This is a genomic window from Amycolatopsis mongoliensis (genome assembly GCF_030285665.1).
Classification (GTDB): Bacteria; Actinomycetota; Actinomycetes; order Mycobacteriales; family Pseudonocardiaceae; genus Amycolatopsis; species Amycolatopsis mongoliensis.
Genome location: NZ_CP127295.1, coordinates 4,338,592 through 4,364,254 on the forward strand (window position 1 = coordinate 4,338,592; position 25,663 = coordinate 4,364,254).

25 protein-coding genes are annotated in these 25,663 nt (G+C 71.9%); 14 read left to right on the forward strand and 11 right to left on the reverse strand.

Going from position 1 to position 25,663, the window contains the following annotated elements:
* Positions 1 to 20: 20 nt before the first annotated feature.
* From QRX60_RS21255 to QRX60_RS21265, 3 genes are all read right to left on the reverse strand, one after another.
* Entirely contained in the window at positions 21 to 1,517 is a 1,497-nt protein-coding gene (locus tag QRX60_RS21255; RefSeq protein WP_286002505.1) for an alpha/beta hydrolase, read from the reverse strand.
* An 83-nt stretch (positions 1,518 to 1,600) separates the two neighbouring features.
* Complete coding sequence (locus tag QRX60_RS21260) at positions 1,601 to 2,962, reverse strand: MDR family MFS transporter (protein ID WP_286002506.1); 1,362 nt, start codon at positions 2,960 to 2,962, stop codon at positions 1,601 to 1,603.
* 180 nt (positions 2,963 to 3,142) lie between these two features.
* On the reverse strand, positions 3,143 to 4,138 hold the full coding sequence (locus QRX60_RS21265; RefSeq protein WP_286002507.1) for a LacI family DNA-binding transcriptional regulator: 996 nt from the start codon (positions 4,136 to 4,138) through the stop codon (positions 3,143 to 3,145).
* Positions 4,139 to 4,229: 91 nt separating this feature from the next.
* Between QRX60_RS21265 and QRX60_RS21270 the strand changes: the two genes are divergently transcribed.
* Positions 4,230 to 5,723, forward strand: coding sequence for an FGGY-family carbohydrate kinase (locus QRX60_RS21270; protein WP_286002508.1), 1,494 nt, complete (start codon positions 4,230 to 4,232; stop codon positions 5,721 to 5,723).
* An 86-nt stretch (positions 5,724 to 5,809) separates the two neighbouring features.
* Here the strand turns inward: QRX60_RS21270 and QRX60_RS21275 are convergent, their stop codons facing one another.
* Positions 5,810 to 6,133, reverse strand: a complete 324-nt coding sequence (locus QRX60_RS21275; protein WP_286002509.1) for a hypothetical protein — start codon at positions 6,131 to 6,133, stop codon at positions 5,810 to 5,812.
* A gap of 484 nt (positions 6,134 to 6,617) precedes the next feature.
* Here QRX60_RS21275 and QRX60_RS21280 point away from each other — a divergent pair, with 484 nt between their 5' ends.
* Complete coding sequence (locus QRX60_RS21280; protein ID WP_286002510.1) at positions 6,618 to 9,752, forward strand: TIM-barrel domain-containing protein; 3,135 nt, start codon at positions 6,618 to 6,620, stop codon at positions 9,750 to 9,752.
* A gap of 1,001 nt (positions 9,753 to 10,753) precedes the next feature.
* Here the strand turns inward: QRX60_RS21280 and QRX60_RS21285 are convergent.
* Positions 10,754 to 11,215, reverse strand: coding sequence for a GNAT family N-acetyltransferase (locus QRX60_RS21285; protein ID WP_286002511.1), 462 nt, complete (start codon positions 11,213 to 11,215; stop codon positions 10,754 to 10,756).
* A 64-nt stretch (positions 11,216 to 11,279) separates the two neighbouring features.
* Between QRX60_RS21285 and QRX60_RS21290 the strand changes: the two genes are divergently transcribed.
* Entirely contained in the window at positions 11,280 to 11,873 is a 594-nt protein-coding gene (locus QRX60_RS21290) for a TetR family transcriptional regulator C-terminal domain-containing protein (protein WP_286002512.1), read from the forward strand.
* Positions 11,874 to 12,041: 168 nt separating this feature from the next.
* Here the strand turns inward: QRX60_RS21290 and QRX60_RS21295 are convergent, their stop codons facing one another.
* On the reverse strand, positions 12,042 to 13,556 hold the full coding sequence (locus QRX60_RS21295) for an FAD-dependent oxidoreductase (RefSeq protein WP_286002513.1): 1,515 nt from the start codon (positions 13,554 to 13,556) through the stop codon (positions 12,042 to 12,044).
* A gap of 88 nt (positions 13,557 to 13,644) precedes the next feature.
* Here QRX60_RS21295 and QRX60_RS21300 point away from each other — a divergent pair, with 88 nt between their 5' ends.
* On the forward strand, positions 13,645 to 14,259 hold the full coding sequence (locus QRX60_RS21300; protein ID WP_286002514.1) for a TetR/AcrR family transcriptional regulator: 615 nt from the start codon (positions 13,645 to 13,647) through the stop codon (positions 14,257 to 14,259).
* Here QRX60_RS21300 and QRX60_RS21305 read toward each other — a convergent pair.
* Positions 14,256 to 15,233: a helix-turn-helix domain-containing protein gene (locus QRX60_RS21305; protein WP_286002515.1), complete on the reverse strand. Its 978-nt coding sequence runs from the start codon at positions 15,231 to 15,233 to the stop codon at positions 14,256 to 14,258. The two genes, QRX60_RS21300 and QRX60_RS21305, sit on opposite strands and share 4 nt — an antisense overlap.
* A 51-nt stretch (positions 15,234 to 15,284) precedes the next feature.
* Between QRX60_RS21305 and QRX60_RS21310 the strand changes: the two genes are divergently transcribed.
* The 8 genes from QRX60_RS21310 (at position 15,285) to QRX60_RS21345 (ending at position 20,437) form a co-directional block, all read left to right on the forward strand.
* A complete protein-coding gene (locus tag QRX60_RS21310; RefSeq protein ID WP_286002516.1) occupies positions 15,285 to 15,665 on the forward strand; it encodes a cupin domain-containing protein in 381 nt (126 codons plus the stop codon).
* 9 nt (positions 15,666 to 15,674) lie between these two features.
* Positions 15,675 to 16,250 (forward strand): GNAT family N-acetyltransferase, encoded by a 576-nt coding sequence (locus QRX60_RS21315; protein WP_286002517.1) that lies wholly within the window; start codon positions 15,675 to 15,677, stop codon positions 16,248 to 16,250.
* 32 nt (positions 16,251 to 16,282) lie between these two features.
* On the forward strand, positions 16,283 to 16,792 hold the full coding sequence (locus QRX60_RS21320; RefSeq protein ID WP_286002518.1) for a winged helix-turn-helix transcriptional regulator: 510 nt from the start codon (positions 16,283 to 16,285) through the stop codon (positions 16,790 to 16,792).
* Between the two features lie 63 nt (positions 16,793 to 16,855).
* Entirely contained in the window at positions 16,856 to 17,347 is a 492-nt protein-coding gene (locus tag QRX60_RS21325) for an SRPBCC family protein (protein WP_286002519.1), read from the forward strand.
* Positions 17,344 to 18,369 carry an LLM class flavin-dependent oxidoreductase gene (locus QRX60_RS21330; RefSeq protein WP_286002520.1) on the forward strand — a complete coding sequence of 342 codons (1,026 nt, stop codon included), beginning with the start codon at positions 17,344 to 17,346 and terminating at the stop codon, positions 18,367 to 18,369. The genes QRX60_RS21325 and QRX60_RS21330 overlap by 4 nt, the downstream gene beginning before the upstream one ends.
* A gap of 11 nt (positions 18,370 to 18,380) precedes the next feature.
* Complete coding sequence (locus QRX60_RS21335; RefSeq protein ID WP_286002521.1) at positions 18,381 to 18,740, forward strand: hypothetical protein; 360 nt, start codon at positions 18,381 to 18,383, stop codon at positions 18,738 to 18,740.
* A 51-nt stretch (positions 18,741 to 18,791) separates the two neighbouring features.
* Positions 18,792 to 19,337 (forward strand): dihydrofolate reductase family protein, encoded by a 546-nt coding sequence (locus tag QRX60_RS21340; RefSeq protein ID WP_286002522.1) that lies wholly within the window; start codon positions 18,792 to 18,794, stop codon positions 19,335 to 19,337.
* Positions 19,334 to 20,437, forward strand: a complete 1,104-nt coding sequence (locus tag QRX60_RS21345; protein ID WP_286002523.1) for an epoxide hydrolase family protein — start codon at positions 19,334 to 19,336, stop codon at positions 20,435 to 20,437. The genes QRX60_RS21340 and QRX60_RS21345 overlap by 4 nt, the downstream gene beginning before the upstream one ends.
* Here the strand turns inward: QRX60_RS21345 and QRX60_RS21350 are convergent.
* Together QRX60_RS21350 and QRX60_RS21355 are read right to left on the reverse strand one after the other, a co-directional pair.
* Positions 20,377 to 20,730, reverse strand: coding sequence for an RNA-binding protein (locus tag QRX60_RS21350; RefSeq protein ID WP_286002524.1), 354 nt, complete (start codon positions 20,728 to 20,730; stop codon positions 20,377 to 20,379). The two genes, QRX60_RS21345 and QRX60_RS21350, sit on opposite strands and share 61 nt — an antisense overlap.
* Positions 20,731 to 20,764: 34 nt before the next feature.
* Positions 20,765 to 22,288 carry an AMP-binding protein gene (locus tag QRX60_RS21355; RefSeq protein ID WP_286002525.1) on the reverse strand — a complete coding sequence of 508 codons (1,524 nt, stop codon included), beginning with the start codon at positions 22,286 to 22,288 and terminating at the stop codon, positions 20,765 to 20,767.
* Positions 22,289 to 22,349: 61 nt separating this feature from the next.
* Between QRX60_RS21355 and QRX60_RS21360 the strand changes: the two genes are divergently transcribed.
* Both QRX60_RS21360 and QRX60_RS21365 read left to right on the forward strand, forming a co-directional pair.
* The gene (locus tag QRX60_RS21360; RefSeq protein WP_286002526.1) at positions 22,350 to 23,195 is read left to right on the forward strand and encodes a hypothetical protein; all 846 of its coding nucleotides are present in this window, start codon (positions 22,350 to 22,352) and stop codon (positions 23,193 to 23,195) included.
* Between the two features lie 169 nt (positions 23,196 to 23,364).
* Positions 23,365 to 24,081, forward strand: a complete 717-nt coding sequence (locus tag QRX60_RS21365) for a nitroreductase/quinone reductase family protein (protein ID WP_286002527.1) — start codon at positions 23,365 to 23,367, stop codon at positions 24,079 to 24,081.
* Here QRX60_RS21365 and QRX60_RS21370 read toward each other — a convergent pair whose 3' ends face one another.
* Positions 24,082 to 24,933: a TIGR03620 family F420-dependent LLM class oxidoreductase gene (locus QRX60_RS21370; protein WP_286002528.1), complete on the reverse strand. Its 852-nt coding sequence runs from the start codon at positions 24,931 to 24,933 to the stop codon at positions 24,082 to 24,084. It abuts the gene before it with no gap.
* A 33-nt stretch (positions 24,934 to 24,966) separates the two neighbouring features.
* Positions 24,967 to 25,656 (reverse strand): TetR/AcrR family transcriptional regulator, encoded by a 690-nt coding sequence (locus tag QRX60_RS21375; RefSeq protein ID WP_286002529.1) that lies wholly within the window; start codon positions 25,654 to 25,656, stop codon positions 24,967 to 24,969.
* Positions 25,657 to 25,663 lie beyond the last annotated feature (7 nt).

The following is a 25,663-nucleotide window of genomic DNA, read 5'->3' on the forward strand; positions in this document are numbered from 1 at the left end:
CCGGCCACGCGGCGGAAGCGTCAGAAGCCGATCGGCGCCGGCGCCTTCGGCCCGGCGATCCGGGCTTCGGGCGTTCCCGGTTCGACCGCCGCGCAGTGCGTGCCGCGCGCCGGCAGCTTTCCGCTGATCAGGTAGTCGTCGGTCGCCTTGATCACGCACTGGCTGTTCTTGCCGTAGGCGCCGTGGCCCCAGCCGTCGTAGGTGAGCAGCGTGCTGCCGCTCTGCCGGGCCGCGGCCTGCGACCACGCGTACGGCGTCGCCGGGTCGTACTTGCTGCTCAGCATCAGCAGCGGCGGCGCGCCGTGCACCTGCAGCGGGTGCTGCGGGTTGCTCGTCCGGTTGGGCCAGCCGATGCACCCGGTGATCGCCTGCCAGCCCAGGGAGTTGACCTTGACGTCCGGCGCGAGGGCCGCGGCCGTCCGCCGGTAGGCCTCGAGCTCGGCGTAGTTGTGCACCGGCAGCTTCCAGTCGTCGCAGAACACGCTCTGGAACACGGTGTTGACCGGGATGTCCTCCCTCAGCTGCGCCGCCGCGGCGGGCGGGGTGCCGTCCGCGAACGACTTGAGGACCGTCGCCAGCCTGTCCCAGCTCGGGCCGTAGAAGGAGCCCTGGAAGATCGACGCCAGCGAAAGCGGCGTGACGACCTCGCCGCTCTGCGGGTCCTTCAGCTCCCCGCGCGCGGCCTTGTCCTGCAGGTCGCGCGTCAGCTTCGAGACGTCCCGGCCGTGCAGCGCGCAGCTCGGCGTCCTGCCGCACCACGCCACGAACTCGCCGAACTCCGCCTGCACCGACTGGGTTTCGCTGTTCAGGAACTCGAACGCGGTGAACTGCGAGTGGTCCATGTTGCTGTCCAGCACGAGCGCGCGGACCTTGTCCGGGAACAGCTCGGCGTACTGCTGGCCCATCAGCGTGCCGTAGGAAACGCCGTAGTACGTCAGCTTCTTCTCACCGAGCGCGGCGCGGATCGCGTCCATGTCCCGCGCGACGCTCTCGGTGTCGCCGAACTGGCCGAGCGGCCCGGAAAGCCGGTTGCAGCTTTCGCCGAGCTTGCGGTTGTACGCCGCGAGCTGGTCGAACTCGGCCTGGTTGCGCGGCACCTGCGGGTGGTCGGCGATGACCTCGTCGAGCCCGCACTTGATCTGCGTGCTGTCGCCGACGCCGCGCGGGTCGAAGCCGACGGTGTCGAAGCGCTTGGTGATCTCCGGCGAGAGCGACCAGCCGCCCTTGACCCCACCGGCGCCCGGTCCGCCGGGGCCGCCCGGGTCCATCAGGACCGACCCGATGCGCGCCTGCGGGTCCGTCGCCTTGCGCCGGGCGAGCGCGATGCTCGCCGTGCCGCGGTCCGGGTGTGCCCAGTCGATCGGCACGGTCACCGTGCCGCAGTCCACGCCGGGCGCGTCCGCGCACGGCTTCCAGTCGATCGACGGGGCGGCCGACGCCGGCGTTGCCGCCAGCAGGCTCCCCGATACCGCCGCTGCTGCCGCGGCCGCCAAAAGCCGCTGGGACACCCCCGACATCGCCAGCCCTTCCCCTTACCGACAGTGGTTGGTCGGCTCCAGGAAATCACCAAACCGGTGATCGCGCCAGGTTCCCAGGTGGATCACGTCGTGACGTCCACTGTGGACGAACGCTCGGCGCGCCGGAGCCAGGCCGTCGCCGCCGTGCCGAGGACGCAGATGGCCCCCAGTACCCCGAACGCCCAGCCGAACCCGGTCGCCGGGTCCACGGTGAGGCCGCGGGACAGCACGATCACGCACACCGCGCCGCCGAGTGCGCCGCCCACGCGCATCACGATGTTGACCAAAGCCGTCGCGTGGCCCAGTTCGCCCGCGTCGACCGACGCGTACGCCGCCGTCGACGCGGGCATGATCGCCAGCCCGAGTCCCGCGCCGCGGACCACGAGCAACGCCTGGACCAGCCACAGCGGGGAGTCCGGGCCGAGCCACGGTAGCGGGACGGTGCTCGCCAGCACCACCACCGAACCGGTGAGCGAGACGGTGCCGCCGCCGTGGCGGTCGGTCAGCCGTCCGGCCACGAGCACGAACACCGTGGTGGCCAGGCCCATCGGCGCGAGCAGGACACCGGCCTCGGCGGGCCCGGCGCCGAGCCGGACCTGGAACCACAGCGGCAGCAGCAGGACCGCGCCGAACATCCCGGCGCCGGCCAGCAGGACGGACGTCAGCGCCGAACCCATGACGGGCCGTGCGGCCAGCCGCAGGTCCAGCACCGGGCGCCGCGCCCGCAGCGAACGCCAGGCGAAGACGGCGAGCGCCGCGGCACCGGCAGCCGCCGAGACGGCGTCGAGTTCGGTGAGCGCGTAGACCAGCACCGGCAGGCCGAGCGAGATCAGGAACAGCCCCGGCCAGTCCACCGGCGGCGGCTGCCCGCGGTCGCCGCGCGGCACGTACCGCAGTGCCAGGCCGAACGCGACCAGCCCGATCGGCAGGTTGAGCCAGAACAGCACCGGCCACGAGAAGTGCGCGAGCAGGAACCCGCCGACGCTCGGCCCGACGACCGGCGCCAGCCCGACGACCAGGCCCAGCGTGCCCATGGTGCGGCCGAGCCGGTCCGGCCCGACGGCCAGCCCGATCACCGTCTGCCCGGCGGTGACCATGACGCCGGCGGCCATGCCCTGCAGGGTGCGCAAGGCGATCAGGGTGCCGGCGTCCGGGGCGAGCGCGCAGGCTGCCGACGTCAGCAGGAACGCTGCCAGCGCCCAGAGCCACAGCCGGCCGGCGCCGAGTTTCCTGACGAGCCACGGGGTCAGCGGGAGGGCCGCCGAGAGGCCGAGCAGGAAGGCCGTCGCCACCCACTGGATTTCGATGAGGCCGACCCCCAGGTGCAGCCTCATCGATTCCAGCCCGACCGCGACGATCGAACCGTCCATGTTGCCCAGGAACCCGCCGAGCGCCATGACGCCGGAGGCGATCCAGACGGTGCGGGGGATGGGAGGAGCAGTCATGGTGGCGACGGTAAAAGCTGAAGCAAGGTTGAAGTCAACCTCGGGGCGAGCGGCTCGCGGGGGGTGGGGCCGGTCCGAATCGGGCCGCGAGCCGGCCTCGGCGGCCGACCGGCGGGACGCGACTTTGCCGGGGACTCCGCGGAGAGGGCGGGGGCTGCTCGGTGACTCCGGGCGTCCCGCTCAGCGGGTGGAGCTGCCCCGGACGATCAGCTGCGCGGCCATCGTCGTCGTGGTCGTCGCGCGGGAACCGCCGTCGCCGATGCGGTCGAGCAGGAGGCGGGCGGCCAGCCGGCCCATCGCGTGGGCGGGCTGGGCGACGACCGTGAGCGCCGGCGAGATCAGCGTCGCCCACGGTGCGTCGTCGAACGACACGATCCCGACGTCGCGGCCGGACCGCAGGCCGAGCTCCGCCATCACCTGCAGCACGCCGACCGACATCGTGCTGCTGGAGACGAGGAGGGCGTCCGGCGGGCCGGGTTCCGCCAGCAGCCGGGTCGCGGCTTCGCGGCCGCCGGCTTCGCGGAATTCGCCGCGGCGCACCAGTTTCGCCGAGTACTTCCGGCCCGCGGCGCGGAGTCCGTCGCGGTAACCGTCGAGCCGGTCGTCGGCCGTGGTGACGCCGGGCGGGCCGGCGATGCAGCCGATCCGCCGGTAGCCCTGGGAAGCCAGGTGCGACACGGCGTCCCGGGCCGCGGCGCGGGAGTCCAGCAGCACGGCGTCGCAGTCCGCCGAGGCGAGCCGCCGGTCGACCGTCACGATCGGCGTCCGGTGGGTGGTCAGCGGCCGGACGTCGCTGTCGGCGGTGGTCGGCGACATGATCACGCCGGCGAGCCGCTCCTGGGCCGCGACCTCGACGTACCGGCGTTCCTTGGCGGTGCTCTCGTCGGAGTTGCACAGCATCACCGAGTACCCGGCGGCCTGCGCCGCGTCCTCGGCCCCGCGCGCGATCGCGGTGAAGAACGGGTTCTCGACGTCGGAGATGATCAGTGCCAGCACCGCGGTCTCGCGGCGGCGCAGGCTGCGCGCCAGGCCGTTCGGGGTGTAACCGAGCTCTTCGACGGCTCTGGCCACGCGCCCGGCCAGTGTGGGGTCCACAGTGGACTTGCCGTTGAGCGCCCTGGACACGGTCGCGGTGGAGACCCCGGCCAGCGCCGCCACATCGGAGATCGTCGCCACCGCGTCCTCGTCCGCCTTCGTTGACAGTGCTTCCGGCACACCATAGCGTGGCAGTAATCGATTTCCCGCAGTTTGGTCCGTGGAGGGGCGGATGACGGGACTGCTGCTCGGCGTCGACATCGGCACGGCCAGCTCGAAGGGTGTGCTGGTGGACCCCGGCGGCGCGGTGCTCGCCCGGTCGGTCCGCGAGCACGCCGTCTCGACGCCGTGTCCGGGCTGGTTCGAGCACGACGCCGAAACGGTCTGGTGGGCGGACTTCACCGGGATCGTCGCCGACCTGCTGCGCGCCGCCGGAGGCCGGCCGCTCGCCGGGCTCGGGATCAGCGGCATCGGGCCGTGCCTCCTGCCCGCCGACGCCGGCGGAACGCCGTTGCGGCCGGCGATCCTCTACGGCGTCGACACGCGAGCGGGCGCGGAGATCGCCGAGCTGAACGAAGAGCTCGGCGCGGCCGAAATCCTGGCGCGCGGGGGTTCGCCGCTGACGAGCCAGGCGGTCGGGCCGAAGGTGCGCTGGCTGGCCCGGCACGAGCCGGACGTCCACGCGCGCACGGAGAAGCTGCTGATGGCGAGCTCGTTCCTGGTGCACCGGCTGACCGGCCGGTACGTCCTGGACCACCACTCGGCGAGCCAGTGCACACCGATGTACGACCTCGTGGCCGGCGAATGGGCCGAGGACTGGGCCGAGCGCGTCGCGCCGGGACTGCCGTTGCCGGAGCTGCTGTGGCCGACCGAGGTCGCGGGGGAGGTCACCGCGGCCGCGGCCGCGCTGACCGGGCTGCCCGCGGGGTTGCCGGTGACGGCGGGGACGGTGGACGCCTGGGCCGAGGCGGCGAGCGTCGGCGTCCGCGAGCCGGGCGACGTGATGGTGATGTACGGCACGACGATGTTCCTCGTCCAGGTGCTGACCGAACCGCGCCCGCACCCCGGTCTGTGGGGCACGCGCGGGGTCGTCCCGGGCAGTTTCACGCTGGCGGCGGGCATGGCGACGTCCGGCGCGGTGACCGACTGGCTGCGGAGACTGGCCGGGGCTTCCTACGAGGATCTCGTGGCGGAGGCGGCCTCGGTGCCGGCCGGGAGCCGGGGGCTGTTGCTGCTGCCGTACTTCGCGGGGGAACGGACGCCGCTGTTCGACCCGGACGCGCGGGGTGTGCTGGCCGGGCTGACGACGTCGCACGGCTGGGCCGAGATCTACCGCGCCGCCTTGGAGGGGATCGCTTACGGCGTGCGGCACAACCTGGAGGCGATGGCCTCCGCGGGCGGGGCGGCGGGACGGCTGGTGGCGGTCGGCGGCGGGACGAAGGGCGGGCTGTGGACCCGCATCGTCTCGGACGTGACCGGGCTGCCGCAGCAGATCCCGGCGGAGACGATCGGGGCGTGCTTGGGTGACGCGCTGCTGGCGGCGGAGGCGGTCGGGATGGATGCCTCCCGCGGGAACCCGATCGCCGCGACGGTCACGCCGGACGCGGAGAACCGTGCGCGCTACGAGGAGTTCTACCGGCACTACCGGTCGCTGTACGACGCGACCGGGGAGACCGCGCACTTCCTGGCGGACCAGCAGCGCGTCGTGAGCGGGAAACAGGGTTAGACCACCGTTTCGCCCGGATCGCGGGCACCGTCGTCACCGTTCCGCTCGCCACCGGCACCGGAACGCCGACGGCGGCCGCGCTCGTGTCACTGGGCCAGCCGGCCGCGCCACCGGTGTCCCGCGACCGCGTGCCGGTAGTGCTCCAGTGCCGCCACGGACTGGGTGACCTGCTCGAAGCTCGGCAGCGCGTGCACGTTGGCCACGAGCGTCATGTCCTTGCGCGGGATCTCCACGAAGCACACTTCGACGCCGGACTCCGCCGCGTGCGTCGCCACCTCGGCGCGCCAGGTGGCGAGATCGTGGTCGTCGCCGAGCCACTCGTGCAGGTAGACGCACCACTTGCCGCGCAGCAGCTCACCCGCGATGGCTTCCTGCCCGACCAGGTACGGATCGGCTACGCGGTCGTCCATGACCGTTCCCGGGTATGCCAAGGCACTGCTTCCCTCCTGCTCCCCGGCGGTGACCCCGACCGCCGGAAAGCGCTATCCCGGCGGCAGCCTCCCCGCGGCAGCCGAGCAGCGCGAACCCCGGCGACCGATGCAAGCCCACGGGGACCGCGCCAACATACCGGTGGATTTGGCGCACAGCAACCATTTCCTCGGGCGCGCCGGGTTCGCGGCGACGAGTGTGCACAGCTCGCGTGCGGATGCACGTGCCGATCATGGGAGTGCCGCATTTGAATATTCACCGAAATGGGGAGAGCGATTTCCGCGGGCGAAATCCGCGCACGTCACCCCGGGACCGGAACCCTCGGCAGGTGACCGGCCGGGCGCGGAGGGGAGACCCGACGGAAGTCGTGAGTCGGGCCGCCGAACCGGTTCGGCGGGTGACACTGCGCGAAACGTGCGCTATACAGAGCTCCTGATGCGTGTTGATGCGCGAAAGGTGTCTCGAATGAGCAGAGTTGCGCAGTCAATCGGCTGTCTGGCCGCTGCTGTCGCCCTCGGGCTGGCGCCCACCGCGGCGTACGCCGAGCCGGCCGCGGCGCCCGCCGGGCAGCTCGGGGACCTGACCGGGATCTCGGCCGACGGCCCGGTGGTGACGCTGGAGTCCGGCGCCGCCGCCGTCCGCGTGAGCTTCCCGGCCGAAGGCGCCGTCCGGGTCTGGCTCGCCCCCGACGGGACCTTCACCGACCCGGCCGCCGACAGGATCGTCCTGCCCAAGACCACGCCCCCGGCCACGCCGAAACGCGTCGACAAGGGCTCGTACTGGGCCATTTCGACGCTCAAGGCGACCCTGCGGGCGTACAAGCATCCGCTGGAGTTCGCCCTCTTCGACGCCGCCGACCGCCGGCAGCTCTGGGCCGAGTCCGCCCCGCTGTCCTGGACCGGCACCACGACCACGCAGAGCCTGGCCAGGACCGCGACCGAGCAGTTCGTCGGCGGCGGCGAGCAGAACGGCCGGTTCAGCCACCGCGACCGGACGATCAAGATCTTCGCCGACGACAACTGGAACGACGGCGGCGCGCCCAACTCGCAGCCGTTCTACGCCTCCACCTCGGGTTACGGCGTCCTGCGCAACACCTTCGCCCCGGGCAGCTACTCCTTCACGGCCCCGGTCAGGACGACCCACGACGAGCGCCGCTTCGACGCGACCTACGTCGTCGGCGACACCCTCAAGGACGTCATCGGCGGATACACCGACCTGGTCGGCAAGCCGTTCCTGCCGCCGGTCTACGGCTTGGAGACGGGGGATTCGGATTGCTATTTGCACAATGCAAATCGCGGTGAGCGGCACACGCTCGACGCGGTCGGCGTGGCCGACGGTTACGCCGCGCACGGCATGCCGAACGGCTGGATGCTCGTCAACGACGGCTACGGCTGCGGCTACGAGAACCTGCAGCAAACCGGTGAGGGCCTGCGGAAGAACGCGATGCAGCTCGGCCTCTGGACCGAGGACGGCGTCCCGAACCAGGCCGACGAGGTCAAGGCCGGCGTGCGGGTGCGCAAGCTGGACGTCGCGTGGGTGGGCCCGGGCTACCAGTTCGCGCTCGACGCCTGCAACACCGCGTACCAGGGCATCGAAGACAACAGCGACGCCCGCGGGTTCGTCTGGCAGCCGGTCAGCTGGGCCGGGGCCCAGCGCTGCGGCGTGCTGTGGAGCGGGGACCAGTCCGGCTCCTACGACTACATCAAGTGGCAGATCCCGACGTACGCGGGCGCGACCACGTCCGGCATCGCGTACAACACCGGCGACATCGACGGCATCTTCGGCGGCAGCCCGCAGACCTACGTCCGCGACCTGCAGTGGAAGACGTTCCTGCCGGCGGCGATGACGATGGACGGCTGGGCGTCCTCGGACAAGCAGCCGTGGCGCCAGGGCGAGCCGTACACCTCGATCAACCGGAAGTACCTGCTGCTGAAGGAGCGGCTGCTGCCCTACGCCTACAGCTACTCGGTACAGGCGCACCGGACCGGCGTCGGCCAGGTCCGCCCGCTCGCGCTCGAGTACCCCGACGACCCGACCGTCTGGACCGACAAGGCGAAGTACGAGTTCCTGTCCGGGACGGACTTCCTCGTCGCGCCGGTGTACGAGAAGTCGACCGTGCGCGACGGCATCTACCTGCCCAAGGGCACCTGGGTCGACTACTGGAGCGGCAAGACCTACACCGGGCCGACCACTGTGGACGGTTACGACGCTCCCCTGGACACGCTGCCGCTGTTCGTCCGCGCCGGGGCCGTCGTGCCGATGTGGGCCGAAGGCACGACGTCGTGGCGGACGCGGGACGAGGGAGAGCTGGACCTCGACGTCTACCCGCAGGGCAAGGGCGGTTTCACGCTCACCGAGGACGACGGCGTGACCCGCGGTTACCAGCGCGGTGAGCAGGCCGAGCAGACGTTCACCGTCGACGCGCCTCGGTCGGGTCCCGGCACGGTGACCGTCGGGATCGGCGCGAGCACCGGCACCTACCCCGGGAAGCCGGCCGCGCGGAACTACCAGCTGTCCGTCCACACGGGAACGAAACCGGCCGAGGTCCGGGCGGGAACCGGTGTTCTGCGCCAGTACGGCAGCAAGGCGGAGCTGGACCGAGCGCCGTCGGGCTGGTGGTTCGACCCGGCCGCGCACGGCGTCGTGCGTGTCAAGACCGGCCGGCTCGGCGCGGGTGACCGGCAGGACGTCCGGCTGTTCGGCGCGAGCGCCGTCGGCGGGTTCTTCCCCGAGGACGACAACGGCTCGACGACGCTGACCACGCCTTCGCCGGCCGCACCGGGCCAGGCCGCCGCGGCGAACGTGAGCTTCACCAACGGCACGCCGCTGCCGGTGCGGGACGTGACGCTTTCGGTGCGGGCAGAAGGTTTTCACGCCGACGTCTCGGCCGCACCGAAGCTCGTGTGGCCCGGTCAGACGGTCAAGGTGCCGGTGACGCTGACCCCGGACGCCGGGCTGAAGCCCGCGGACTACCAGGTCACCGCCACCGCGACCTACCGAGCCCGGGCCGGCGCGCACCAGGCCGTCGACTCCTCGACCGTCACCGTCCCGTACGCCTCCTTGGCCGCGGCGTACGGGAACGTCGGCGTCACCGATGCGGCGCACGTCGCGGCCGGGGACCTCGACGGCGGTGGCAGCAGCTTCCGCGCCGAAGGACTCGCCGAGGCGGGACTCGAGCCGGGAGCGGCGTTCACCGCGAACGGGGCCCGGCTGACCTGGCCGGACGCCGGGAGCGGCCGGCCGGACAACGTCGTCGCGGCCGGGCAGACCGTCGCGGTGCGGGGTACCGGCGCGAAGCTCGTGCTGGCCGGCACCGGCACCGGGACGGCCGAGGGCACCGTCGTCGTCCGGTACGCCGACGGCAGCACCAGCCAGGCCGACCTGGGCCTGCCGAACTGGTGCTGCGCCGACCCCGCCCGGTACGGCGCGACGACCGTCGCGACCGTCCTGGGCAAGAACACCCGGAGCGGCCCGGCTTATCCGGCGACGCCGTACCGGGTGTTCGCGAACTCCGTCCCGCTGACCGCGGGCAAGGCGGTCGTGGCGGTGACGCTGCCGTCGAACCCGGCACTGCACGTGTTCGCGGCGAGCGTCGCCTGAAGGAGGTTCGGCGATCCGCCGAAGTAGGCGCCGTCCGTGACGTACACCGTGTCGTCACGGACGGCGACCGCCGTCGGGTTGGCCAGTCCGTCCGAAGTGGACAGTATGGTCCGCACGCCGTCGCGGCCGACCGTGACCACCCGGTTCTCCTGGTTGATCGCGGCGACGACGGTGCTGCCGTGGAAGGCGAAGTCGTCGACCGGCCCGAGGCCGGCCGCGACGATCCGCCCTGGCCCGCCGGTGAGCGGGAACCGGACCAGCGTGCCGCGGTCGAGGTTGGACACCCAGACCGCGCCGGCGTGGACCTTGATCCCGTTGGCACCGAAGCCGTCGACCGGCGCGACCGGTTCCCCGGTGGCGAAGGCGGTGACGCGGCCGGTGCGCGGCGAGACCCGCCACACCGCCGAGCCGAACGAGTCGGCGACGAAGAGGTCGCCGGTGGCCGGGTCGCGCGCGACGCCGTTCTGGAACCCGGCCGGCGGCAGCGAAGCCACCTTGACCGGCGCCGTCCCGGGCCGGACCCGGTAGAGGCCGGTCGCCGCGGTGCCGGTCGAGACCGCGACGTACAGGTCGCCGCCGGGCGCCCGGACGATGCCGCCGAGGAACAGTTTCTTGTGGACCACCGGGACGTCGCCGTCGTCCGGCACCGGGATGCGGGCGATGACCCGGACCTGCCCGCCGGGCGTCACCCGGCCGATTTCGCCGGTGTAGGCGAAAGTGAGGTCGGCGGAGCCGTCGGGCTCCAGGGCGATGTTCTCCGGCTGCTGCCCGGCGGCGAGGTCGAGGGGGACGATCCTCGACGCCGCGTCCGCGGGTGCAGCCGGCAGGGCGAAGACGGCGGCCGCAGCCAGCACGGCGCCGATCTGCTTGATGCGCAAGGGAAACTCCGTTTTTGCGAAGGGAACGGCGAAAAGAACCCCAGATCGCCGTGCCCTCGACGGTAGGCCCGGTGCGCCCCCGGCCACCAATAGCTCAGGCTGGGGTGGCCATCGGAAATCCGATCACAGGTCGCGGGCGAAGCAGCGCGAGAGCGGCTCGCCGGCGTACGGCCCGTAAGCCTCGATGGGTTCGTAGCCTTCGCGCTGGTAGAAGCGGATCGCGTCGGGCTGCCCGGTGCCCGTCTCCAGCAGCAGCCGGGCGATGCCGAGTCCGCGTGCGTGGTCTTCGAGTGCGCGCAGCAGGGCGGCCGCGACGCCGGTGCCGCGGGCCGGCGGCTCGACGTACATGCGCTTGACCTCGCCCGAGCCCGGGCCGAGCAGCCGGAGCCCGCCACAGCCCACGGCCGTGCCGCCGGCGTCCCGGGCGACGAGGAACACCGCGACGGACTCGGCGGTCGGCATGGCGCCGGGCTCGTGGTCGTCGGTGCCGTAGCGGGCGTCCAGTTCGGTGCGCTGGGCCGCGCGCAGCCGGACGGCGTCGGGATCGTCCCAGGTCACCGTGGTGATCTCGATGGTGGTCGGCACAGCGCCCCCTTTCCGTAACAAGCGTTACCGTAGCAGCTGTTACGCTTCCCGGAAAGGAGGTTCCGTGCCGAGACAGCGTGACGTGGGGGCGCAGCGGGAGCTGCTGTCGAACGCGGTGTGGCAGGTCCTGGCCGAGGAGGGCCTGCCGGGCCTGACGCTGCGTGCAGTCGCCGAGCGCGCGGGCTGCACGACCGGCCTGGTGATGCACGCGTTCCCGGCGAAGAAGGCGTTGCTGCTGCACGCGCGCGACCTGCTCCACGAGCGCACCGCCGTCCGCGCCGACGCCGCCGAGGCCGCGAGCGGCGACGCGTTCGGCGCCCTGGAAGCGGTGCTCGGCCAAGCCGTCGACCTGCCGCACGGCCACCACGAGGAGTCCCGCGTCTGGGTGGGCTTCCTCGCGGCGGCCCTGGCCGACGAGGCCCTGGCCGAACGCCACCGCGCGGCGAACCACTCGTTCCTGGCGCGGATCCGGCGGCTGGTCGCGGCCTGCCGTCCGGAGTGGACGGACGAGCGGCTCGAGCTGACGACGAAGAGCCTGGTGGGGCTGGTCGAAGGCCTGAACGTCCTGGCCGCGGCGGACCCGGCGGCCTACCCGGCACGGCTGCAGCAGGACGCGCTGGCCCACGCGCTCACCGAGCTGGGACCGGCGCCGGCCTGACGTCGGGGTCCTCCATGGCGAGGACCCCGCCGAGCGCGAGCACACCGGCGGTGGTGCCGATGACCGCGATCGTGGTGCTGCCGCCGAGCTGCTCGAGCAGGTTCAGCCCGGCCGTGGCCGCACCGGTGTCGCGTCGCTCGACGGCAACGAAACATCAGACGCGCGACGCTAGCGGGCCACGGCCCGGCCGAACGCGGCGAGATAGCCCGAAACCGCCGAGACGTCGCCCGCGTCGGAGATCAGGGCGATGTGGCCGTCGGGGCGGATCAGGGTCAGGGTGCGGTCGGTCGCGCCGTAGGCGTGCGCGAGGTGGCCCCCGGTGTCGGCGATGTCGTCGGGGCCGGCCGGCCGCCCGACGACGTGGAGAGTCCTGAGGCCGGCCGGGGCGGCTTCGATCGCGGGCGTGGCCCCGAAGTCCAGCAAGGTGAAGTGCCCGCCGCGCGTCAGGTCGAACAGCCGGCGTTCGCCTTCCGCCGTCTTCAGCCCGGTCGCGTCGGGGGCGCGGTCGCCGGCGCGGAGCCGGGCGGTCTCGTCGCGGTCGTCGCGTGCCAAGGCGGAGTCGCGGTAGCCCACGTCGAGCTGCGTCGTGCTCGCGGTGCGGCGGGCCGGGATGCCCTTCTGCTCGATCGCCTGCCTGAAGAGCGCGTTCGAGAGGGCGAGCACGCCGGCCGCGACCGGCCGCCGCTCGGCTTCGTAGGTGTCGAGCAGGGCCGGCGAGGCGCCCTTCGCGACCGCCGCGAGCTTCCAGCCGAGGTTGTGCGCGTCCTGGATGCCGGTGTTCATCCCCTGGCCGCCGGCCGGCGAGTGGATGTGCGCCGCGTCGCCGGCGAGGAACACGCGCCCTTCGCGATAGCGGGCGGCGAGGCGGATGTTGGCGCGCCACAGCGACGACCACTCCGGCTCGTGGAGGCGGATGCCGGTGCGGCCGCTGCGCCGCTCGAGGATCGCCTGCATGTTCGCGAGGCTGAGCTCGGGGTCCTGTCCCGGCGCGATGCCGGCCTGGTACTGGAAGACGCCGGTCGAAGGCAGCGGGCAGAGGTTGACGGGACCTTCCTCGTGCCGCCACATGTGCCAGGCGTCGCGGTCGAGGCCGTCGGCCCGGACGTCGGCGACGATCATCCGCACCGTCTCGGGTGTCTCGCCCTCGAAGGCGATGCCGGCCTGCTTGCGGACGACGCTGTGGCCGCCGTCGCAGCCGACCAGCCAGCGCGCGCCGGCCGGCTCGGCTTCGCCGTCCTTGACGACCACCGCCGACACGCCGTCGTCCGACTGCTCGAAGCCGGCGAGCGCGGTACCGAACTCGACCGCGCCGCCGAGCTCCGCCAGCCGCAGCCGCAGTGCTTCCTCGATCCGCCATTCGGGCGTGATCAGGCTCGCCGGGTAGGGGATGTCGGGGCGATCCTCGATGTCGGCGCCGGTCAGGGTCACCTGGCCGTCGGGTGCGGTCGAGCGGATCGGCATCCCCAGCCGGCCGGCGGCGAGCACGCGATCGACGATGCCCAGATCGTCGAACACCTCGAGGGTGCGCGGCTGGACGCCCTTGCCCCGCGAGCCGGGCTGCGGGCCGGGGGCGGCCTCGACCAGGCGGAAGGAGACGCCGTCGCGGGCGAGTTCACAGGCCAGCGTCAGCCCGGTCGGCCCCGCGCCGACGATCAGCACCTGCGGTGACAGCTTCGGGTTCATCGTCCGTCCCCCCGTTCAAGAAAGGAATCTCTTTCTAGTCAGGGTAGGGGCACTTGATAAGAAAGGAAAGCCTTTCTATCGTGAGGAGGTGGCTGCCGAAGCGTCCGAACCCGTCCGCCGTCGCCGGCACGGCAAGCAGCTCGAGACCGCGCTGCTCACCGCCGGCTGGGACGAGCTGGTCGAGGTCGGGTACGCCCGCCTGACGATGGAGTCGATCGCCGTCCGCGCGCGCACCAGCGAGGCCGTGCTCTACCGCCGGTGGGCCAACAAGGACCGGCTGGTGCTCGCCGCGATCGAGCACCAGCGGAACGCCAACCCGATCGTGCTCCCCGACACCGGCTCCCTGCGCAGCGATCTGCTCGCCCTGCTGACAGCCGCGAGTGAAGCCCTCGCCGGGTTCTTCGCCATCGCCGCGGCAGCCGCCTTCTCGGGGCTGCTGGCCGACACCGGCATGACCCCGGCGCAGGTCCGTGCGCAGGTCATGGGCGACGAGCGGGTTCCGCACTCGCGGACCCTCTACCAGCGGGCCCACCGCCGCGGCGAGATCGACCTGGACCGCATCCCGGCCGCGGTGCTGGACCTGCCGTTCGACCTGGTGCGCCACGACCTGCTCATGGACCTCGCCCCCGTGAAACCCTCCCGCATCAAGGCGATCGTCGACGAGCTCTTCCTGCCCCTGCTGCCGCCCGCCGGAGGCTCCTAAGCGCCACTCGCGACGGCCGGGCCGAAGCGCCGGCGGTAGGCGCTCGGGCTCAGCCCGGTGTGCCGCCGCAGCTGCAGGCGCAGGTTCGCCGCCGTCCCGAAGCCGCTCGCCTCGGCCACCCGGTCCAGGCTCGGCTCGCCGCGTTCGATCAGGCGGCAAGCCAGCGTCACGCGCTCGGTCGTCAGCCACGCCAACGGTGTCGTGCCCAGCTCCGCGCGGAACTTCCGGTGCAGCGTCGCCGGGCTGATCGCCGCGCGCGCCGCGAGGTCGTGCACCGTCAGGGGCCGGTCCAGGCGGCCGAGCGCCCAGGCGAGCACCGGGGCGAGCGAGGTGTCCGGCACCTCCGGTACCGGCCGCGCGATGAACTGCTGCTGCCCGCCGTCGCGGTGGCCGGTGAACACCAGCCGGCGGCTGACCGCGTTGACGACTTCGGCGCCGTGGTCGCGCCGGATGAGGTGCAGGCCGAGGTCGAGCGAGGCGGCGCTGCCGGCCGCGGTGAGGATGTCGCCTTCGTCGACGAACAGCACGTCCGGCTCCCAGTGCACCGCCGGGAAGCGCTCGGCGAACTCGGCGGCCCACTGCCAGTGGGTGGTCGCCCGCCTGCCGTCGAGCACCCCCGCTTCGGCCAGCGCGAACGCGCCGGTGCAGAAGCTGACCAGCCGGGCGCCCCGGTCGGCGGCCCGGCGGATCGCGGCGATGACCGCGGGGTCCGTCGGCACGCCGGTGTCCGGCCGGGCCGGCGCGATCAGCGTGTCCGCCGTGTCGGCGGCCTCGATCCCGGCGACGCCGGTGAGCGTGAACATGCCCAGGTTCATCCGCACGTCCGGGGTCGCGGCGCAGAGCGTGAAGTCGTACCAGGGCCGGTCCAGCTCGGGCCGCCGCAACCCGAACAGCTCGGTCGCGACGCCCAGCTCGAACGGGTTGGACCCGGCGGTCACGACCGCCACGACCCGGTGCGAGAATTCTTGCGGCATGTGCGATTCCTAGCACTCGTGCCGCCGGACCGCCAGGTCGACGATGGGGGCATGAACCCGATCGACCTGAACGAAGTCCTGGCGAGCTTCGACGCCGTCTGGAGCCCGCGGATCGTCACCCGCGTGAACGACTACGACATCCGGCTGGCGCGGTTCGCCGGCGAGCACGTGTGGCACGTCCACGAAAACACCGACGAGTTCTTCCTGGTCCTGGACGGCGAGATCGAGATCGGCGTGCGCGACCCGGACGAGCGGGTGGTGACGCTGTCCCGTGGCCAGGTGTTCGTGGTGCCGAAGGGGACGTTCCACAAGCCGTCGTCGAAGGCGGGCGCGAGCGTGCTCCTGGTGGAACCGGCGGGGACGCTCTCGGTCGGCGACGAGCACGACGAAGTCCCCGGCCACGTCGACGTCACGACGGGTCACCTGGTCTAGCGTCGGGGGATGCTGACCGTCGTACCCGTGGACCAGGCCTCCTGGGCGGACCTGCAGGCGATCTTCGGCGACCGCGGCGACCCGGCCCGCTGCCGGTGCCAGTACTTCAAGGAGACGCCCGCGCAGTGGAAGGCGGGGACCGCCGAGGAGCGCGCCGAGCGGTTCCGCGCCCAGACCGCCGAGCACGCGACCGGGCTCGTCGCCTTCCTCGACGGCGAGCCCGCCGGCTGGTGCGCGGTCGAACCGCGGACCGCCTACCGGCGGCTTCTCCGCAGCCGCCTGGTCTGGGACGGCCGTGACGAAGACCAGGAGGACGACGGCGTCTGGGCGGTGACCTGTTTCGTCACCCGCAAGGGGTTCCGGCGGCGCGGGGTCAGCGCGGCGCTGGCGAAGGCCGCAGGGGACTTCGCGCGCGAGCGGGGTGCTCGCGCCGTCGAGGGTTATCCGATCGTCGTCGAGCCCGGGCAGAAGGTCGCCTGGCCCGCTGAACTGTTCGTCGGCACCGCCGGTGTCTTCGCCGCGGCGGGGTTCACCGAAGTGAGCCGTCCGACCGCGCGACGGGTTGTCATGCGGTTGACCTGCTGAGTCCTTCTGGAAAACGGGGTACTCTCGGCCGCATGAAACGGACATCGTTCGCGCAGTGGCCGTGCTCGATCGCGCGCACCATGGACCTGCTGGGGGACTGGTGGACCCCGCTGGTGCTGCGCGACGCCTTCTACGGCATCCGCCGCTTCGACGAGTTCCAGCAGGCGCTCGGCATCGCGCGCAACACCCTCGCCGACCGGCTCAAGCGGCTCGTCGACGAAGGGCTGCTGGAGAAGGTCGCCTACCAGACCGAGCCGGTGCGCTACGACTACGTCCTCACCGAAAAGGGCCGCGACTTCTACCCGGTGCTGCTCGCGATGACGCGCTGGGGCGACAGGTGGCTCTCGAGCGAGGCCGGCCCGCCGATCACCGTGCACCACGCCGCCTGCGGGCACGACACCCACGCCGAAATCGTCTGCGCGGAGTGCGGCGAGCCGATGACGCCGGAGGACACGCGGATGCGCCGTGGTCCGGGCTTTCCGCCCCGGCTGGCGCAACGCCCGGACGTCGAAGCGCGGTTCGCGCGGCAGGAGCGACGTTGACAGTGTAGGTCTATCTACGCAACTATCGTGGTCAGAGGGCTCACTGAGAGGAGTGCGACCACGATGGAGTGGACCGGTGCGCGGTACGCGGACAAGCCGACGGCCGAGGTCTCGACCTGGATCGACGCCGCCCCGGAGGACGTCTGGCCGGTCGTCTCCGACATCGGGCTGATGCCTTCGCTGAGCTCCGAACTGCAAGCCGTCGAATGGTGCGAGGTCGGCCGCACGTTCGTGGGCAGGAGCAAGCACGACGCGTTCGGCGAATGGGAGACGACGTCGTACGTCGTCGAGTGCGAAGAGCCACGCGTGTTCGCCTGGGCCGTCGCGGATCCCGCCGAGCCGAGCGCGATCTGGAAGTTCACCCTCGAGCCGGACAACGGCGGCACGCGGCTGTCGCAGTGGATGCAGATGGGCCCGGGCCGGTCCGGGCTGTCGTTCGCCATCGACCGGATGCCGGAGAAGGAACAGAAGATCGTCTTCGTGCGGCTGCGGGAGTTCGAAACCGCGATGACCGGCAACCTCGCCGCGATCAAGGACCGGATCGAAAAACGATGAAGACGGCGACGACCGTCGAGTTCTCGAAGGATTCGCGCACGACGCTGGACTTCGTGCTGGAGGCGGAAAAGCTCGGCCTCGACGTCTGCTGGGTCGCCGAAGCCTGGGGCTCGGACGCGCCGTCCGCGCTGGGCTACCTCGCCGCCCGCACCGACCGGATCCGGCTGGGTTCCGGGATCATCCAGCTCGGCACGCGCACGCCGGTCGCGATCGCGCAGGCCGCGTTGACGCTGGCCGACCTGTCCGGCGGCCGGTTCTCCCTGGGGCTGGGCCCGTCCGGGCCGCAGGTGGTCGAAGGCCTGCACGGCGTCCCGTTCGCCAAGCCGCTGACGCGCATGCGCGAGACCGTCGAAATCATCCGGCAGGCCTTCGCCGGGGAGAAGATTTCGTTCTCCGGCAAGGCTTTCGAGGTTCCGCTGCCCGGCGAAACGCGGCCGATGCGGCTGTCCACCGCGCCGAACCCGGACATTCCGATCTACCTCGCGACGCTGTCGCCGAAGCTGCTGGAGCTCACCGGCGAGGTCGCGGACGGCTGGCTCGGCACCAGCTTCGTCCCCGAAGGCGCCGACGCGTACTTCACCCACCTCGACGCCGGGCTCGCGAAGTCGGGCCGCAAGCGGAAGGACATCGACGTCTGCCAGGGCGCCGAAGTCGCGTTCGCGGACAACGAGGACGAGCTGCGCGTCCTGGTCGGCACCCGCAAGAAAGAACTCGCGTTCAGCCTCGGCGGGATGGGCTCGGCCACCACGAACTTCTACAACGACGCCTACAGCCGGCAGGGCTGGGCGGACGTCGCGGCCGAGGTCCGCGAGCGCTGGCAGGCCGGCGACCGCGACGGCGCGACCGCGCTCGTCACCGACGAGATGGTGCTCGGCACCACGCTGATCGGCACCGAAGAGATGGTCCGCGCCCGGCTGCGCGTCTGGCGCGACACCGGCATCGACACCGTCCGGCTGTACCCGGCCGGGGAAACGCTCGAAGCGCGCCTCACGACCTTGGGCCGCGCGCTGAACCTGCTGTGAAGGGGAACGCCATGGGCGAGTGGCACCGCACCGCGTGCAGCCTCTGCTACCTCAACTGCGGGCTGGAGGTGCAGCTCGACGGCCGGAAGATCACCCGCGTCCGCGGCGACAAGGCGCATCCGCGCTCGGGCGGCTACCTGTGCCAGAAGGCCCAGCGCCTGACCTGGTACGGCGACCACGAAGACCGGCTGACGACGCCGCTGCGCCGGCGTCAACCTCTTGACCGACGCCCTGGACCGCGACCCGATCGCGGGCACCCCGCACCACAAGGACGTCCCGCGCGCCTGGAGCCCGCGACGGGGGAGGAACGGACCCGGGCGGAGACGGACAGCGCGCGCGTCCGCGAGACCGTCGCGAGTGGACGGTCTTAGCTTTTCACCGGATTTTCGGCCATAGTGGTACCCCTTGACCGAAGGGGGCCCATGCGCAAGATCGTTTCGAACCTGTTCATCTCGCTCGACGGCGTGGTGGAGGCGCCGGACAAGTGGTCGCTCCGGTACTGGAACGACGAAATCGGCCAGGCGGTCGGCGGCGGGATGGCCGCGGCCGACGCGATGCTGCTCGGGCGTGTCACCTACGAAGGGTTCGCCGAGGCGTGGCCCGGCCGGACCGCCGAGGACGACGAAGGCGCCGAGTTCATGAACAATGTGCGCAAGTACGTGCTTTCGTCGACTTTGTCCGACGTGAGCTGGAACAACTCGACGCTGCTGACCGGCGACCCGGTCGCGGCCGTCCGCGCGCTGAAGACCGAGCCCGGCGGCGACATCATGACCAGCGGCAGCACGACGGCGGTGCGCTGGCTGCTGTCCGAAGGCCTGGTCGACGAGCTGAACCTGCTGCTGTACCCGATCGTCGTCGGGCAGGGGAAGCGGCTGTTCCCCGCCGAGGGGCCGGCCTTCCCGCTCGTGCTGAAGAAGTCGGCCACGTTCGGCAACGGCGTCGTCCAGCTGACCTACGTCCCGGCGTGATCACGCCGTTCCGGATCGAGGTCCCCGAGGCGGATCTCGCCGACCTGCGGGCGCGGCTGCGCGGGACCCGCTGGCCCGAGGCCGGCCCGGACGACTGGAGCCAGGGCACGCCGCTGGAGTACCTGCGTTCTCTGTGCGACTACTGGGCTTCCGGCTACGACTGGCGGGTCGTGGAAGCGCGGATGAACCGGTTTCCGCAGTACCGCACGGAAATCGACGGCCTGGGCATCCACTTCCTGCACGTGCGTTCGGCGCGGTCCGATGCGCTCCCGCTGATCCTCACGCACGGCTGGCCCGGCTCGTTCCTCGAGTTCACCAAGGTGATCGAGCCGCTTTCGCGCGAGTTCCACCTGGTGATCCCGTCGCTGCCGGGCTACGGCTTCAGCGACAAGCCGTCGTCGCCGGGCTGGGGGATCGAGCGGATCGCTTCCGCTTGGGCCGCGTTGATGGCCCGCTTGGGCTACTCCCGGTACGGCGCCCAGGGCGGCGACTGGGGGACGTCGATCACGACGTCGCTGGCCCAGCAGGACGCGGCGCACCTGGCGGGCATCCACCTGAACCCGCCGATCGCGGCCCCGGACCCGGCGACGTTCGACGACTTGACTGTTTCCGAACGGGCTTCCCTGGCGGCGTTGGACCACGCGCAGCGGTGGGAGGACGGGTATTCGGTGCAGCAGTCGACCCGCCCGCAGACGATCGGCTACGGGCTGCTGGACTCCCCGGCGGGGCTGTGCGGCTGGCTGGTGGAGAAGTTCCACGCGTGGTCGGACGGCTTCCCGTTCACCCGCGACGAGCTCCTGGACGACGTGACGCTGTACTGGCTGACCGGCACGGCGGCGTCGTCGGCCCGGTTGTACTGGGAGAGCATCCGTAAGGTCCAGAAGTGGTTCTCGGAGGCGACCGACGACACGGTCGACGTACCGACGGGGTGTTCGATCTTCCCGAAGGAGATGCCCCGGCCGTCGCGCCGGTGGGCCGCTAAGCGGTATACGGACATCCGGCATTGGAACGAGCTGGAGCGCGGCGGTCACTTCGCGGCTTACGAGCAACCCGAGCTGTTCGTGGACGAGGTGCGGACGTTCTTCCGGCTGGTCCGCTGACGCTCGAAGCCCTTCGGGTCGGCCAGATACCGGTCCAGCTCCGGATCCTCGTGCAGCTCGGTGAACCCGTCCTCGACGTCCCGCCCCAGCTCGGCCCGCAACCGGGCCAGCGCCGCGCGGGTGTCCGCGTTGAACTTCACGCACCGCGCTTCCCGCCACGGTCCTGGGTCCGGCGGGTAGTCCCAGTTCAGCGACTCGTCGTACTGTTCCGCCAGGCTCTCCAGCGAAACACGCAGGTCGGCGCTGATCGGCAGCTCGTCGAGGTCTGCGGGGCCCAGCCACCCCCACAGCACCGCGCCCGAGCCCGCGTCGAAGAAGAAGCGCAGGTCAGTTGACCCGCCGGGACCGGCCTTCCCAGAACGGCTCCCGGAGCTTGAACTTCTGGATCTTGCCCGTAGCCGTGCGAGGAAGCTCATCCAGGAACTCTATGCGCTTCGGGCACTTGTACCCGGCCAGGTACTCCCGGCAGTGCTTGATCAGCTCCTCGGCCGTCACCGGCTCCGAGGTGACCACCAGAGCCGTGACCAGCTCGCCCCACTTCTCGTCCGGGATGCCGATCACCGCCGCCTCGCGCACCGCCGGGTGCGAGTTCAGCGCGTCCTCCACCTCGATCGACGACACGTTCTCGCCACCCGAGATGATCACGTCCTTCTTGCGGTCGGCGATCGTCAGGTACCCGTCCTCGAACGTTCCGCCGTCGCCCGTGTGGAACCAGTTGCCCTCCTGGACCCGCGCGGTCTCCGACGGGTTCTCCCAGTAGCCGTCCAGGTTGTGGTTCGACTGCGCGAGCACCTCGCCGTCGGTGTCCACGGCGATCCGGACGCCCAGCGCCGGCGTCCCCGCGCGGCCCAGCAGCCGGGCCTGCTCGTACGGGTCCAGGTCCGCCCACTCGCTGCGCATCCGGTTCACCGTCAGCAGTGGCGCCGTCTCGGTGAGCCCGTAGATCTGGATGAACTCCCAGCCCAGCTCCGCGCGCACGCGCTCGATCGTGCGCGTCGGCGGCGGTGCGCCGGCCACCACGATCCGGACGCGGTCGCGGCCCGGGATCTCGCCCTCCCACGTCGCCGCGCCGTCCAGCGCCGCCGTGACCACCGCGGGCGCGGCGCACAGGATCGTGACGCCGTGCTCTTCGATGCGCCGCAGGATCTCGGTGCCGTCGACCTTCCGCAGCACGATGTGCCGTCCGCCGAGGCCGGTCACCGCGTACGGCATGCCCCAGCCGTTGCAGTGGAACATCGGCAGCGTGTGCAGCAGGACGTCGTTGTCGTTCAGCGTCGTGTGCAGGCCGAACACGGCGGCGTTCAGCCAGATGTTGCGCTGGGTGAGCTGCACGCCCTTCGGCCGCGCCGTCGTGCCCGACGTGTAGTTGATGGTCGCCGTGGCCGACTCGTCGCCCGCCCACGGGCGCGGCGTCCCCCCGCCGCCCCAGATCGCCTCGTCGTCGCGGCCGAGGACGAAGACGTGCTTGGCCGTCACCGTGTCGAGCAGGTGCGCCAGCTCGGGGTCGACGATCAGCACCTCGGCCCCGGAGTGCTCCACGATGTACTTGACCTCGGCCGGCGCGAGCCGGAAGTTCACCGGCACCAGGACCCGGCCCCAGCCGGACACGCCGAAGAACGACACGAGCAGCCGCGCGGCGTTGTGCGAAACCATCGCGACGCGCCCACCGACCGGCACGCCGAGCGCGTCGAGGTTCGCGGCCTGCGCGCGGGCCCGCTGCGCCACTTCGCGGTAGGTCAGGGAACCCCAGCTCGGCGCGGGCTGGTCCGGCTCGTCGACCACCGCGACGCGATCCGGGTACACCGTTTCCGCGCGGTCGAGGAAGTCCCGGACACCCAGATCGAAGAACATGCCCCCGATGATGACTCTTCGCAGGTGCTCGCACCAGTCCGATGTGGTTCGCTGGAGCACGATGGACTTCGACACGGTGGCCGGCGAGCTCTACGGGGGTGACCTCGCGGAGTTCGTCAGCGCGCGCAACGCGGCGGCGAAGGCCGCGAAGGCCGAAGGGGACGCCGAGCTCGCGAAGCGGATCCGCGAGCTGCGGAAGCCGACCACGGCCGCGGCGATCGTCAACCGCCTGGCCAGGGACGACGACGCCGAGCTGCGCGAGCTGGCCGAACTGGGCGACGAGCTGCGCGACGCGCACACGCGCCTGGCCGGCGACGAGCTGCGGGCGCTGACCCGGCGCCGCGGCGAGCTGGTCCGGCGGATCGTCCACGGGCTGCCGTCGATGAGCGACACCGTCTCCCGCGAGGTCGAGGCGACGCTGGAGGCCGTCGCGGCCGACCCGGGTACCGCGGAGCTCGCCGTGGCCGGGCGCCTGACGTCGGTTGCGCACCAGGACGCCGACCAGTGGTTCACCCTCGCCGCGACGGCCCCGCCGTCGGCCGGCAAGCGCCCGGCGAAACTGGTGGAAAAGGCCGAACCGGCCAAGCCGAAGAAGGCCGAAAAGGACCGTCGGCGCGAGGAAGAGGACCGCAAGGAGCGCGAACGCGCCCGGGCCGAGCGCGAGCGCCTGCGCAAGGAGGCCGCCGAGCTGGCGAAGGAGCGCGCGGTGGCCGAGCGCGACCTCGTCCGCACCGAACGCGCGGCCGAACAGGCGACCGCCCGCGTCGACGACCTGCGCGCCCGCCTGGCCGAGGCCGAGGAACGCTCCGAGCGCGCGACAGCGGAGTTCGAGAAGGCGAAGGAAGCGTACGAGCAGGCCGACGCGGCGGCGAACGAGGCGCAGAAAGCCGCTGACGCCGCTCGCTGAGCCGTGCTAACGTGGCGGCGCGCCCCGGATGGGCCTACGCACGGAGGTAGTGGCTACTCAGCCCCCTTGAATCGACACGTTCTGCTTTCCTGGCAGAAGTGTGCCCTCCGCGTGCTCATCCCGTGTCGGTTCACGGCCTCCGGTGATCACTTCATCGGAAAGGACCAGCTTGATCCTGCTCACCACGACCGGTGCCCGTACGGGCCGGCCGCACCGCATTCCCTTGGGTGCCTTGGACATCGGCGGCCGCCTGGTCGTCGTCGCTTCGGCGATGGGCGCGCCGAAGCACCCGGCCTGGTACCACAACATCCGCCGCAACCCGCTGGTCACCGTGGAAACCGACGCGGAGACGTTCGAAGCGATGGCCGCGCTCCCGCCGGACCGCGACGCGCTGTTCGCCGAGGTCGTCGCGCGCGAACCGGGGTTCGCGGACTACCAGGCGAAGACGGCTCGCGTGCTGCCGGTCGTGGAGCTGCACCGGCTCGATGCCGTGCGCCGCATGGGCGACTGGCTCGTCGAGGTGCACGACTGGCTGCGCGCCGAGCTGCGAGACCTGCGCGACGGTGGGTCGAAGCGCCTGAGCACGCGGTGTTCCGGCTTCTGCACCGCTCTCACCCGCCACCACACCGGGGAAGGCGCGGCGATCTTCCCGATGCTCGCCGCGCGATTCCCGGCACTCGCGCCGGCGCTGGACAAGCTCGGCGAGGACCACGTCGTCGTCGCGCGGTTGCAGGAGGAGATCCAGCGGCTCGTCGACGAGGAGACCGATCCGGCCCGCCTGCGGACGGAGTTCGACCGGCTGGCGTCCGCTTTGGACGACCACTTCGCCTACGAGGAGCGCACGCTCGTCACCGCGCTGAACGCCCTCCTGCCCGCGCCCGGCTGATCAGAGCAGCACTTCGGCGAGCTGCCGGTGGTTCTCGGCCTCGACCTCGGCCGACCGGCCGATCACCTGCACGGCCACGTGGTCGGCGCCCGCGTCCACATGGGACCGCAGCCCCTTCGCGACGTCCTCCGGTGTCCCGTGCAGCGCGAGGTCGTCGATCAGCCGGTCGCTGCCACCGCCCGCGACGTCGGCGTCGGTGTAGCCGTGGCGCAGCAGGTTGTTCACGTAGTTGCGGAGCCCGAGGTAGGGCTCGCGGATGAAGGCGCGGCCGACTTCGCGGGCCTCCTCGGGAGCACCGAGGACGACTTTCTGTTCCGGGGCCAGGATCTTTCCCGCGCCGAGGACCGACCGCGCGTGCCGCGTGTGCGCGACCGGCACGAGGTACGGGTGCGCGCCCGCGGTGCGGTCCCCGGCCAGTTTCAGCACGCGGTCGCCGAGCGCGGCGAGCACCCGGGCCTCGGCGGGCACGCCGGCCGCGTCGAGCCGGTCGAGGAAGCCGACGAGCGTGTCGTACGGGCTGTGGTACCCGGTGACGGACTCGGGGTGGCCGACGCCGATCCCCAGCAGCAAGCGCTTTCCGTACCGGTCCGCGAGCCGGTGGTACGCCTCGGCGAGCGGCTCCGGCGCGTCGGCCCAGACGTTCACGATCGCCGTCGCCACGGTGATCCGCTCGGTCGAGGCCAGGATGTCTTCGACGAAGGCGAGGTCGCTGATCGAGGCCCGCCCGGTGCCGAGCCAGGCCGTGCCGTAGCCGAGCTTGTCCGCGGCGACGGCGTGCTGCTTGCGGGTCACGTCGTCGCGGTGCGGGGACAGGAACACGCCGAAGGTGCCGAGGTTCACTACACTTGTCATAGACGTCAATGTAGCAAATGTAGCGCCGAGCTGTCAGCCGGCCAGCCGGTGCAGCCACTCGCGCAGCATCTGCCGTTCGGTCGGGGTCAAGGCATCGACGTCGTCCGCGAGCCGGGTCGACAAAGCGACCGCGAGGGCGCCGACGGACGAGCCCTCGGCGGGCCGGTCGGCCAGCAGCCCGGCCAGGACCGACTCGCGGACCTGGGTGGACATCGCCAGGTCGCGGCTCTCCTCGGGCTGCGCGATCAGGCTGAGCGTGACGCCGCTGTTGGCCGCCGCGAACTGCCGTGCGGCCTCCGCCGCCTCGACGCGCAGCCGGCCGTCGCGCGCCAGCGGCGTGAACAGCTCCAGCAACATCGCTTCGGCGCTCGAGGTGAGGTTGCACGGCACGCCCGGCTCGATCTGGCCGTAGAGCAGCACGTAGAACTGCGGGTTTTCCAGGCCGTACCCGACGTGCCGGTCCCAGCCCGCGCGGATCCGGTCCACCGGGTCACCGCCGGGCGCGGGGGCCTGCACGTACTGCGTGAAGCCGTAGTTCACGACGGCGTCGAGCAGGCCCTGCTTGCTGCCGAAGTGGTGGTACAGCGTGGGGGCCTGGACGCCGGCGCGTTCGCAGATCGCCCGCGTCGACACCGGCCCGCCCTGCGCCTCGTGCAGGAGCTGCCCGGCGGCCAGCAGCAGGCGGTCGCGGGTGCTGGTGGCGTTGCTCGATCGTCCGGCCATGTAGCAA

Bases quoted from the DNA above. Each gene is read 5' to 3' on its own strand.
- QRX60_RS21360 (WP_286002526.1), top strand. From the start codon at position 22,350: ATGGACTTCGACACGGTGGCCGGCGAGCTCTACGGGGGTGACCTCGCG.
- QRX60_RS21315 (WP_286002517.1), top strand. From the start codon at position 15,675: ATGCTGACCGTCGTACCCGTGGACCAGGCCTCCTGGGCGGACCTGCAG.
- QRX60_RS21330 (WP_286002520.1), top strand. From the start codon at position 17,344: ATGAAGACGGCGACGACCGTCGAGTTCTCGAAGGATTCGCGCACGACG.
- QRX60_RS21270 (WP_286002508.1), top strand. From the start codon at position 4,230: ATGACGGGACTGCTGCTCGGCGTCGACATCGGCACGGCCAGCTCGAAG.
- QRX60_RS21255 (WP_286002505.1), bottom strand. From the start codon at position 1,517: ATGTCGGGGGTGTCCCAGCGGCTTTTGGCGGCCGCGGCAGCAGCGGCG.
- QRX60_RS21375 (WP_286002529.1), bottom strand. From the start codon at position 25,656: ATGGCCGGACGATCGAGCAACGCCACCAGCACCCGCGACCGCCTGCTG.
- QRX60_RS21370 (WP_286002528.1), bottom strand. From the start codon at position 24,933: ATGACAAGTGTAGTGAACCTCGGCACCTTCGGCGTGTTCCTGTCCCCG.
- QRX60_RS21260 (WP_286002506.1), bottom strand. From the start codon at position 2,962: ATGACTGCTCCTCCCATCCCCCGCACCGTCTGGATCGCCTCCGGCGTC.
- QRX60_RS21305 (WP_286002515.1), bottom strand. From the start codon at position 15,233: ATGCCGCAAGAATTCTCGCACCGGGTCGTGGCGGTCGTGACCGCCGGG.
- QRX60_RS21340 (WP_286002522.1), top strand. From the start codon at position 18,792: ATGCGCAAGATCGTTTCGAACCTGTTCATCTCGCTCGACGGCGTGGTG.
- QRX60_RS21335 (WP_286002521.1), top strand. From the start codon at position 18,381: ATGGGCGAGTGGCACCGCACCGCGTGCAGCCTCTGCTACCTCAACTGC.
- QRX60_RS21280 (WP_286002510.1), top strand. From the start codon at position 6,618: ATGAGCAGAGTTGCGCAGTCAATCGGCTGTCTGGCCGCTGCTGTCGCC.
- QRX60_RS21275 (WP_286002509.1), bottom strand. From the start codon at position 6,133: ATGGACGACCGCGTAGCCGATCCGTACCTGGTCGGGCAGGAAGCCATC.
- QRX60_RS21295 (WP_286002513.1), bottom strand. From the start codon at position 13,556: ATGAACCCGAAGCTGTCACCGCAGGTGCTGATCGTCGGCGCGGGGCCG.
- QRX60_RS21320 (WP_286002518.1), top strand. From the start codon at position 16,283: ATGAAACGGACATCGTTCGCGCAGTGGCCGTGCTCGATCGCGCGCACC.
- QRX60_RS21355 (WP_286002525.1), bottom strand. From the start codon at position 22,288: ATGTTCTTCGATCTGGGTGTCCGGGACTTCCTCGACCGCGCGGAAACG.
- QRX60_RS21325 (WP_286002519.1), top strand. From the start codon at position 16,856: ATGGAGTGGACCGGTGCGCGGTACGCGGACAAGCCGACGGCCGAGGTC.
- QRX60_RS21310 (WP_286002516.1), top strand. From the start codon at position 15,285: ATGAACCCGATCGACCTGAACGAAGTCCTGGCGAGCTTCGACGCCGTC.